The organism is Jatrophihabitans sp., assembly GCF_051960575.1.
GTDB lineage: Bacteria > Actinomycetota > Actinomycetes > Mycobacteriales > Jatrophihabitantaceae > JBQCEE01.
Map to the genome: position 1 here is coordinate 19,419 of NZ_JBQCEE010000139.1, position 10,568 is coordinate 29,986.

Consider the following 10,568-nt stretch of genomic DNA (forward strand, 5'->3'; position numbering starts at 1 on the left):
TCCGCCCAGCCTGCCGGAGGCATCGTGCCCGACGTCGATCCCGCGTTCCTCGCGCTGCCGCTGCGCGAGCTGTCGGCCGCCGCGCTCGGCCGGGCGTCCGACCTGGGCGCCGAGCACGCCGACTTCCGGCTCGAGCGCATCCGCGGTGCCGGCATCGGGGTGCGTGACGGCCACCTCGAGAGCAGCACCGACAGCGAGGACCTCGGCCTCGCCGTCCGCGTGGTGCACGAGGGGACGTGGGGGTTCGCCAGCGGCGTCGTCCGCACGCCCGAGGCCGCGGCCGCGCTGGCCGAACGCGCCGTCGCCACCGCGCGGGTGAGCCGCCCGCTGTCGAGCGAGCCGGTCGTGCTGGCGCCCGAACCGAGCTACGCCGACGTCACCTGGGTGTCGGCCTACGAGACCGATCCGTTCGACGTGCCCGAGGCCGACCGGGTGGGGCGGCTGGTCGAGCTGTCCGAGCGGCTCATGGCCGCCGACGGCGTCGACCACGTCGACGCCCATCTCGACCACGTGCTCGAGAACAAGTACTACGCCGACACCGCGGGCACCGTGACGACGCAGCAGCGCGTGCGGCTGCAGGCCTTCTTCACCGCCGTGAACGTCGACCGCGCCGGCGGCGCGTTCAGCTCGATGCGCACCATCGCCCCGCCGACCGGGCACGGCTGGGAGTTCCTGACCGACGCGTCGGTGTACGACTGGGACGCCGAGATCGCCGAGCTGCCCGGCCTGCTCCGCGAGCACGTGAAGGCGCCGTCGGTCGAGGCCGGCCGGTACGACCTGGTGATCCACCCGTCCAACCTGTGGCTCACCATCCACGAGTCGATCGGGCACGCCACCGAGCTCGACCGCGCCCTCGGCTACGAGGCCGCCTACGCCGGCACGAGCTTCGCGACGCTCGACCAGCTCGACCGGCTGCAGTACGGCTCGGCGGTCATGAACGTCACCGGTGACCGCACCGTGCCGCACGGGCTGGCGACGATCGGCTGGGACGACGAGGGCGTCGCCACCAGCGAGTTCGACATCGTGCGCGACGGTGTGCTGGTCGGCTACCAGCTCAACCGGCAGATGGCGGCGGCGAACGGCTTCGGCCGCTCGAACGGGTGCGCGCTGGCCGACTCACCCGGCCACATCCCGCTGCAGCGCATGGCGAACGTGTCGCTGCGGCCGGCACCCGACGGCCCGTCGGTCGACGAGTTGATCAGCCGCGTCGAGCGCGGCATCTACATCGTCGGTGACCGGTCGTGGTCGATCGACATGCAGCGGTTCAACTTCCAGTTCACCGGCCAGCAGTTCCACCGCATCGAGGACGGCCGGATCGTCGGCCAGCTGCGGGACGTCGCCTATCAGGCGACGACCACCGACTTCTGGGGCTCGATGGAGGCAGTCGGCGGCCCGCAGACCTACGTGCTCGGCGGCGCCTTCAACTGTGGGAAGGGTCAGCCCGGCCAGGTCGCGGCCGTCTCGCACGGCTGCCCGGCCGCCCTGTTCCGCGACGTCAACATCCTCAACACCCGCAGCGAGGCCGGACGATGACCGAGATCCAGTCGCTGCTCGAGCGGGCCCTCGCGACGTCGACGGCCGACGGCTGCGTCGCGATCGGCACGGTGCACAGCGAGACGAACCTGCGGTTCGCGGCGAACAGCCTCACCACGAACGGGCAGATGCAGTCGCAGACGGTCAGCGTCGTCTCGATCGTCGAGCGCGGCGGCGACCGCTGCCCCGGCGTGGTCACCCGCTCGGTCACCACCGAGGACGAGCTGGTCGAGCTGGTGCGCGCCGCCGACGCCGCGGCGCGGGCGGCCGACCCGGCCGAGGACTCCGCCCCGCTGGTCGAGGACTACCCGCACGACGACGACTGGGCCGGCGAGCCGGGCCGCACCGGCGTCGAGGTGTTCGAGCGCTTCGCCGCCGAGCTGGGCGAGCAGTTCGCCTCGTGGCGCGCGGCCGACCGGCTGCTGTTCGGGTTCGCCGAGCACCAGCTGACGAGCAGCTACCTCGCGTCCTCGACCGGGCTGCGACGCCGCTTCGACCAGCCCGACGGGCGGCTCGAGCTCAACGCGAAGTCCGGCGACATGAGCGGGTCGGCCTGGTTCGGCCAGCACTACCCCGACTACTCCGTCGTCGACATCGCCAGGGTCGCGGCCGACCTCGAGACGCGGCTCGGGTGGGCGCAGACCCGCATCGACCTGCCGGCCGGCCGCTACGAGACGATCCTGCCGCCGACGGCGGTGGCCGACCTCATGATCGAGACGTACTGGTCGGCCGCGGCCCGCGACGCCGACGAGGGACGCAGCGTCTACTCGAAGGGCGCGGGCACCCGGCTCGGCGAACGGATGACCGACCTGCCGCTGACGCTGCGCAGCGACCCCGACCACCCCGAGCTGCGGTGCTCGCCGTTCCAGGTGGTCACCGGCTCGGGGTCGATGACGTCGGTGTTCGACAACGGTGCACCGAACCCAGCCGTGTCGTGGATGCAGGACGGTGTGCTGACCGAACTGATCCGCCCGCGCGGGTACGCGGCGCGTGTCGGCGCGACCCCGGCGCTGGCGATCGACAACCTCGTGCTCGAGGGCGGCGACGACAGCGGTCTGGACGAGATGATCGCGGCGACCGAGCGCGGGCTGCTGCTCACGTGCCTCTGGTACATCCGCGTCGTCGACCCGCAGACGATGCTGGTCACCGGGCTCACCCGCGACGGCGTCTACCTCGTCGAGCAGGGGCAGGTGCGCGGCGCCGTGAACAATTTCCGCTTCAACGAGACGCCGGTCGACCTGTGGCGCCGGGCGACCTCGGTCGGGCGCAGCGAGCACACGTTGTCGCGCGAATGGAGCGACTTCTTCTCACGCACGTCCATGCCCGCGATGCGCATCCCCGACTTCAACATGTCGACGGTGAGCCAGGCGTCCTGAGGTTGCCTGCACATAAAGACGACGTGACGGTGTGAGCAGTGCCGCAACGTGACGGTTTCGGTCGTAAACGTTACCGGAGTTAGGCTTCGGAGATCCCTTGACGAGGGCCGACAACAAAGTCGGCGATCCAGTCATTGTCGACTGAAGCGAGGAGATCGACCGCATGACGACTAGCACGATCCCGGGGTTGGACAATGCCCCTACGACGCATTCGCAGCTGCTCGCCTGGGTCCGCGAGACCGCGGAACTGACCGAGCCGGACCGCGTCGAGTGGGTCGACGGCTCCCCGGAGGAGTGGACCCGCATCACCGATCTGCTCGTCGCCAACGGCACCTTCGTCCGCCTCAACGACGAGAAGAAGCCGAACTCCTTCTGGTGCGCCTCCGACCCCACCGACGTGGCGCGTGTCGAGGACCGCACGTTCATCTGCAGCCGTGACCCGAAGGACGCCGGCGCCACCAACAACTGGATGGACCCGGACGACATGAAGGCGATCCTCACGGAGCGCTTCCGCGGCTGCATGCGCGGCCGCACCATGTACGTCCTGCCCTACTGCATGGGCCCGCTGAACGCCGACGAGCCGATGCTCGGCGCCGAGATCACCGACTCGCCGTACGTGATCGCGTCCATGCACATCATGACCCGCCTGGGCACGAAGGCCCTCGAGCTGTTCACCAAGGACGGCGTCGAGCAGACCTTCGTCCCCGGCCTGCACTCGGTCGGTGCGCCGCTCGAGCCGGGCCAGCAGGACGTCGCGTGGCCGTGCAACGACACCAAGTACATCGTCCACTTCCCCGAGGAGCGGCTGATCTGGAGCTACGGCTCCGGCTACGGCGGCAACGCCCTGCTCGGCAAGAAGTGCTACTCGCTGCGCATCGCGTCGGTGAAGGCGCGCGACGAGGGCTGGCTGGCCGAGCACATGCTCATCGCCAAGGTCACCTCGCCCGAGCAGAAGAGCTACTACATCGCGGCCGCGTTCCCGTCGGCCTGCGGCAAGACCAACCTCGCCATGCTCGAGCCGACGCTGCCGGGCTGGAAGGTCGAGACGATCGGCGACGACATCGCCTGGATCCGCATCGGCGACGACGGCCGCTTCTACGCCGTCAACCCCGAGAACGGCTTCTTCGGCGTCGCGCCCGGCACCGACTACCACACCAACCCAAACGCGATGCGCACCATCGCGAAGGGCTCGTCGATCTTCACCAACGTCGCGATGACCGATGACGGCGACATCTGGTGGGAGGGCATGGGTGAGCCGCCGGCGCACCTGACCTCGTGGAAGAAGCAGGACTGGACGCCGGGCAACGGCGAGCTGTCGTCGCACCCGAACAGCCGGTACTGCACGCCGATCAGCCAGTGCGAGACCCGCGCGCCCGAGTGGGACGACCCCAAGGGTGTGCCGCTCGACGCGATCTTCTTCGGCGGCCGCCGGCGTGACACCGTCCCGCTGGTCACCGAGGCCCGCGACTGGCAGCACGGCGTCTTCATGGGCGCGACGCTGTCGAGCGAGACGACGGCCGCGGCCACCGGCCAGGTCGGCGTCGTGCGCCGCGACCCGATGGCGATGCTGCCGTTCATCGGCTACAACGCCGGCGACTACTTCAACCACTGGATCGAGGTCGGCAAGGGTGCCGACCAGGTCAAGCTGCCGAAGATCTTCTACGTCAACTGGTTCCGCCGCGACGCCGCGGGCAACTTCACCTGGCCGGGCTTCGGCGAGAACATCCGCGTCATCAAGTGGGCGCTCGAGCGGATCGAGGGCAAGGCGGCCGCCGTCGACACCCCGATCGGCCGCGTGCCGACGCCCGAGTCGCTCTACGTCTCGGGTCTCGACATGACCGAGCAGGCCCTGCTCGACGCCACCACCGTGAACGTCGACGAGTGGAAGGCCGAGATCCCCCTCATCGAGGAGTGGTTCGACAAGATCGGCGCCACGGTGCCGACCCTGCTCCGCGACGAGCTCGAGGCCCTCAAGCAGCGCCTCGACAGCTGAGTCGGCTGACCCCAGCTCCCGCTTGTCCCCCGTCCCAGTCATTTCCGAGGCCCGGATCTGACTGCGGCGGGGGACAAGTCGTTTCTCACCACGTCGTTCTCACCACGGACGCAGGTGGGCGCGTAGACGCTGCGAGGTGAGGTGCCACCCGCGGTAGACGTCGTCGGCCATCACGCGCTCGATCGCGACGGGGTGACGCCGCAGCCGGTTCTCGCGCTGCTTCTCTCGCAGGAGGGCGTCGCCAACGTACTTGTCCCCGCCGTCGGTCTCGACGACCAGTCGGCCCGCAACGAGGAAGTCGACGTACTCGACCAGTCCGGTCAGCGGGTCGCAGAACGGGTGCTGCTCGGCGATCTGCGGGAAGCGGTCGTCGATCATCCTGAGCCGGGTCACCGACTCGAGCGGCGACTCGGCCTTCGGGGACGCCACGCCGACGATGCCACGGGCCTGCCGGATACCCGGCCAGCCGGCGCCCGCCCGCAGCGGAGCCATCAGACCGAGGCGGGTCGTCAGTCCGTCGCGCAGTGCCGCGTCGGCGGCCATGATGCCGTCGAACCGGTCGTGACGAGCCAGATCGACCACCGTGCGGGCGGGCGTCAGCAGCGGCACGCCGAACCAGGTCGTCTCGTCCTCTGCGGTGAACGCGGCCCGGAACGACCGCGCAGCGCCGTGGCGGCCGAAGGTCGGGTCGTCGGGTGCAGTGAGCTCCGGATCGTCGGGGATGCCCAGCGTCGGCAGGCCGTGGACGATCGCGGCGCTGCGTGTCCCGATCCGGCGCTCCGGGTGCGTGAGCGCGACCGCCACGGCACTCAGCACGTGTCGACGGCGGCGTGACAGCCAGTCGTCGCCCTCGATGACGAGCGGCGACGCGGTGCCTCGTGCCGGCGACCACCACGTACCGCGGCGCCGTTCGCGACGAAGATCGTTGTCCGTCCAACCCAGTGCGCGCCGGAGTTGGCGGGTCGTCAGGACGAAACCCTGCCGCACCGCCGCATCACCGCCCGGGCGGTCGCGGATCTCCTCGGCGGCCGCGTCCCACCACCGTTGCCACTCGGCCGCGAGGTTGATCGTCGGTCGCATCGGCCAGCGGGCCACTGCTTCGCTCATGGCCGGTCATCGTGGCCGATCCGCGCCGTGCAACACGTCCGTCGTCCACAGGGAGACCGTCTTGTCCCCTGCCCCAGTCATTTCTCGTGCTCGTGGGTGACTGGGGCGGGGGACAAGCGGCATTAGGGTCTCGGGCATGCCGCTCGATCCGCGCGCGATGGACATGCAGCCGCATCCCGAGGGTGGGTGGTACCGCGAGACGTGGCGGCACGGGCAGTACCTCGACACCGCGGGCGGTCAGCGCCCCCTGGCCACGTGCGTCGCGTTCCTGCTCGAGCCCGGACAGAGGTCGGCGTGGCACCGGGTGCGGTCGCCGGAACTCTGGCTGTGGCAGGGCGGCGGGCCGCTGTTGCTCACGGTCGGCGGGTTCGAGTCGACGCCGGTGGCGGGGTTCTCGGTCGAGCTGACGATCGGCGGGCAGTACCTCGTGCGTGCGGACGAGTGGCAGACCGCCGAGCCCGCGACCGACGAGCCGGCGCTCGTCGCCTGCGTCGTCAGCCCGGGCTTCGACTTCGCCGACTTCGAACTGGCCGACTGAACCGCGCTTGTCAGGACGAGCGGTGCTGGTCGAGCAGGAAGAGGCAGGCCACCGTGTGGGCGTCCTTCAGTTCGCCGCGGGCGATCATGGCGCGCACCTCGGACTCGGGGAACCAGCGGTGCACCATGTCCTGCTCGGTGACCTCGCGCTTCGGCTCGCCCGGCGTGAGCTCGGTGGCGAGGAAGACGTCGTAGTGCTGGCCGCAGAAGCCGTAGCACGAGAAGAGCTGCCCGAGGTGTTCGAACGATCCGGCGCTGAAGCCGGTCTCCTCGGCCAGCTCGGCGGCGGCGAGCTCCTCGATCGTCCCGGAGTGACCCTGCGGCCAGGCGCCCTGCGGGAACTCCCACTGTCGGCTGCCGATGGTGTACCGGTACTGCTCGACGAGCCAGAAGCCGCCGTCGACGAACGGGATCACGACGACGAAGTCCGGCTTCTCGACGACGGCGAAGAGCCCGGGTGAGCCGTCGGGGAACTCGACCTCGTCCTCGCGTACCCGCATCCAGCGACTGCGGTACACCTCGCGGGACGAGACCTGCCGGATCGTGTCAGCCATGCCGATCACCCTCGCACAAGCCGCCTTGTCCGCCGTCCCAGGCATCCGGACGCGTCGTACATGACTGGGCCGGGGGACAAGCGGCTTCCCGTCAGTAGCGGTGGCCGCGGTGGCGACGGCAGAGGACGTGGGCGACGAGGGCCGTCCAGCCGGTCTGGTGCGTGGCGCCGAGGCCCTCGCCGGTGTCGCCGTTGAAGTACTCGTAGAACGTCGTGTGGCCACGCCACAACGGGTCGTCGGACGCCTCGATGCGGGCACCGTCCGCCGGTCGCCGCCTGGTGTACTTGTCGACACGGAACAGGTCGACGAGCCGGTCGTCCATCTCGTCGGCGGCCTCGCGCAGCGTGAGGTGATCCCCCGAACCGGTCGGGAACTCGATGGTGAAGTTCTCGCCGAGGTGGTCGCCGTAGGCGCGCAGCGCGTCGGCGAGCATGACGTTCACGGGGAACCAGATCGGGCCGCGCCAGTTCGAGTTGCCGCCGAACATGCCGCTGCGCGACTCGCCCGGCTCGTAGCCGATGCTGAACTCCTGCTCGTTGAACGAGGTCGTGTACGGCGTCATGTATTCGCGCGAGAGTGAGCGAATGCCGTGTGGCGAGAGGAACTCGGCCTCGTTGAACATGCGCTGCAACACCCGTTGCACCCTCTTGACGTCGAGCAGCGCGAGCAGCCGGTCACCCGTGGTCGGGTTGACGTCGATCATCGACACGAGCTCGGGACGCCGCTCGTAGAGCCAGTCGATGCGCTCGCGAAACTCGGGCAGCCCACGCTCCATGCCCGCCGGCGCGTGCGTCACCGCGAGCAGCGGCAGCAGCCCGACCATCGACCGCACGCGCATCGGCAGCGCACCGCCGTCGGGGTAGACGAGCACGTCGTAGCAGAAGCCGTCCTGTTCGTTCCAGAGCTCACGCGCCGACGACCCGAACGAGCTGACCGCCCGCGTGATCGACAGGAAGCGTTCGAGGAAGGTGATCGCGAGCTGGTCGACCGCCGGCACCTCGGCCGCCAGTTCGACCGCGAGCGTCAGCATGCCGAGCGAGAAGTGCGCCATCCAGCTGGTCGCGTCCGACTGCTCGAGCCGGGCGCCGAAGCCGGGCATCGACGAGCGGTCGAACAGGCCGATGTTGTCCATGCCGAGGAAGCCGCCCTCGAAGACGTTCGAGCCGGTCGCGTCCTTGCGGTTCACCCACCAGCCGAACGAGAACAGCAGCTTCATGAAGATGCGCGCGAGGAACTGCTTGTCGCGCCGCCCGTCGACGAGGTACACCTGCCACGCCGCCCACGCATGCACCGGCGGGTTCACGTCGCCGAAGGCCCATTCGTAGGTGGGTAGCTGGCCGTCGGGGTGCATCGCCCACTCGCGGCACAGCAGCAGCAACTGCTCCTTCGCCGCCGCCGGGTCGACCCACGCGAGCGTGACGGCGTGGAAGGCGAGGTCCCACGCCGCGAACCACGGGTACTCCCACTCGTCCGGCATGCACACGATGTCGGCGAGCTCCAGGTGCCGCCACGCGCCGTTGCGGATCGACTCCCGCGAGGTCGGCGGCGACGGCTGGGCGGGATCGCCGTCGAGCCAGTCGGCCACCGAGAAGCGGTAGAGCTGCTTGCCCCACAGCAGTCCGGCGAAGGCCTTCCTCGCGATGGCGCGGTCCTCATCGGTGAGCTCGGGCGGGATCACCTCGGCGTAGAACTCGTCCGCCTCCTCCTGGCGCACGACCAGCATCGCGTCGAAGCCGATGCCGAAGGTGCGCTCCGACGGGTCGCCGTCCGAGAGCCGCAGCCGCACCCGTTTGGTCTCGCCCGGCGCGACCGAGTCGAACGAGTACCAGAAGGCCGCCTTGGTGCCGATGCCCTCGTGGTTCACAGCGTCGACCTCGCCGTGCACCACGCGCCGGTTGATCGCGTCCTTCGGGTACGGCACGTCGTTGGCCGCCGCGCCGAAGACGGCGACCCGGTTGGTGTCGTTGTCGCACACCAGCACCTCGGGATCGCCCTCGGCGGCCAGCGTGTAGTGCCCGAGGTAGTCGTGCCGGCACGACACCGCCCGCATGCCGTCGCCCGTGTTGATCGCCTGCAGGCTGGGCTTGCGGGCGTCGCGTCCCCACGCCCAGGTGTTGCGGAACCAGATCTGCGGCAGCAGGTGCACCGGTACCGCGTCCGGACCGTGGTTGGTCACCTCGATCGTCATCAGCACGTCGTACGGCGCGGCCTTGGCGTAGGTGACCATGACGTCGAAGAACCGGTTCTCGGCGAGGATGCCGGTGTCGGCGAGCTCGAACTCGCTGTCGTCACGCGAGCGCCGCCGGTTCTCGTCGCGCAGCCGCTGGTAGGGGTACTCGCCCTGCGGATAGCGGTAGAGCCACTGCATCCACGAGTGGGTGGGCGTGCCGTCGAGGGCCCAGAAGTACTCCTTGACGTCCTCGCCGTGGTTGCCCTCGCCATTGGCGACGCCGAAGAGCCGCTCCTTGAGCATCGGGTCCTTGCCGTTCCACAGGGCCACCGACACGTTGAGGAAGCCGTAGCGGTCGCAGATGCCGCCGAGGCCGTCCTCGCCCCACCGGTAGGCGCGCTGGTGGGCGTGGTCGAACGGGAAGTACGACCAGGCGTCGCCGTTGGCCGAGTAGTCCTCGCGGACGGTGCCCCACTGGCGTCCGGACAGGTAGGGGCCCCACGCCCGCCAGCGACCGGACGGGTCGGGCGCGGTGAGGATGCGTGAGTGCTCAGCGGTCTGGTAGCTCGCGCGGCGTTTGTTCGGGCGGGGGCGGCTCACCCCGTCACCTTCCCACCCCGCGTCCGGCCACGCCTACCGACGAAGGTCGCTGACCGAAATCGACTGGACGAGGGCGCGTAACGTCGTCTGATCGTGACGGCCGACGCGGTACTCGATCAGGAACGCGACCATCTCGACCTCGCCCGCCGGTGTCTCGACGCCATGCGCGGACAGGCCGACCGCATCGCCGACTACGGCGTCGACGAGCTGGCGTCGCAGGCCCTCGGACGCATCCGGGCCGAGCGGTTGCAGGCGCTCACCGCCGACCCCACCGCGCCGCCGTTCTTCGGTCGCACCGACCGCGAGGCGACGGCCGAGCACGCCGCCGAGGTCTTCCACATCGGCCGCCGGCACGTGCGCGACGAGGCCGGCGACCCGGTGGTGATCGACTGGCGGGCGCCGATCGCGCGGGCGTTCTACCGCGCGTCGACCAGCGAGCGGATGGGCGTGCAGCTGCGCCGGCGCTTCGGCTTCGCGCACGGGGTGCTGACGTCGTACGAGGACGAGCACCTCGACCGTGGCGAGGTGCTGGGTCTCGAGTCGGAGCTGCTGCGCGAGGAGATCGAGCGGCCGCGCGTCGGGCCGATGCGCGACATCGTCGCGACCATCCAGCCGGAGCAGGACGAGATCGTGCGGGCCGGTGCCGCCACGACGGTCTGCGTGCAGGGCGCGCCCGGCACCGGCAAGACCGCCGTCGG

Annotated in this window: 7 protein-coding genes and 1 pseudogene; 5 read left to right on the forward strand and 3 right to left on the reverse strand. The window is 70.2% G+C overall.

Annotated elements, in window-relative coordinates:
• Positions 1-24: 24 nt before the first annotated feature.
• From ACTHMS_RS07590 to ACTHMS_RS07600, 3 genes are all read left to right on the forward strand, one after another.
• Positions 25-1,533 (forward strand): TldD/PmbA family protein, encoded by a 1,509-nt coding sequence (locus tag ACTHMS_RS07590; RefSeq protein ID WP_440306054.1) that lies wholly within the window; start codon positions 25-27, stop codon positions 1,531-1,533.
• Positions 1,530-2,909: a metallopeptidase TldD-related protein gene (locus tag ACTHMS_RS07595; RefSeq protein ID WP_440306055.1), complete on the forward strand. Its 1,380-nt coding sequence runs from the start codon at positions 1,530-1,532 to the stop codon at positions 2,907-2,909. Before ACTHMS_RS07590 ends, ACTHMS_RS07595 begins: the two co-directional genes overlap by 4 nt.
• 163 nt (positions 2,910-3,072) lie before the next feature.
• Entirely contained in the window at positions 3,073-4,902 is a 1,830-nt protein-coding gene (locus tag ACTHMS_RS07600; RefSeq protein ID WP_440306056.1) for a phosphoenolpyruvate carboxykinase (GTP), read from the forward strand.
• A 99-nt stretch (positions 4,903-5,001) separates the two neighbouring features.
• Here the strand turns inward: ACTHMS_RS07600 and ACTHMS_RS07605 are convergent, their stop codons facing one another.
• Positions 5,002-6,009 carry a hypothetical protein gene (locus ACTHMS_RS07605; protein WP_440306057.1) on the reverse strand — a complete coding sequence of 336 codons (1,008 nt, stop codon included), beginning with the start codon at positions 6,007-6,009 and terminating at the stop codon, positions 5,002-5,004.
• A gap of 136 nt (positions 6,010-6,145) precedes the next feature.
• Here ACTHMS_RS07605 and ACTHMS_RS07610 point away from each other — a divergent pair, with 136 nt between their 5' ends.
• Positions 6,146-6,547, forward strand: a complete 402-nt coding sequence (locus tag ACTHMS_RS07610) for a cupin domain-containing protein (protein ID WP_440306058.1) — start codon at positions 6,146-6,148, stop codon at positions 6,545-6,547.
• Positions 6,548-6,557: 10 nt separating this feature from the next.
• Here the strand turns inward: ACTHMS_RS07610 and ACTHMS_RS07615 are convergent, their stop codons facing one another.
• The gene (locus ACTHMS_RS07615) at positions 6,558-7,100 is read right to left on the reverse strand and encodes an NUDIX domain-containing protein (RefSeq protein WP_440306059.1); all 543 of its coding nucleotides are present in this window, start codon (positions 7,098-7,100) and stop codon (positions 6,558-6,560) included.
• A 91-nt stretch (positions 7,101-7,191) separates the two neighbouring features.
• Entirely contained in the window at positions 7,192-9,870 is a 2,679-nt protein-coding gene (locus ACTHMS_RS07620) for an MGH1-like glycoside hydrolase domain-containing protein (RefSeq protein ID WP_440306060.1), read from the reverse strand.
• A gap of 93 nt (positions 9,871-9,963) precedes the next feature.
• On the opposite strand from ACTHMS_RS07620, the pseudogene ACTHMS_RS07625 reads away from it, so the two are divergent.
• Positions 9,964-10,568 (forward strand): annotated as a pseudogene (locus ACTHMS_RS07625) (AAA family ATPase); the annotation flags it as partial.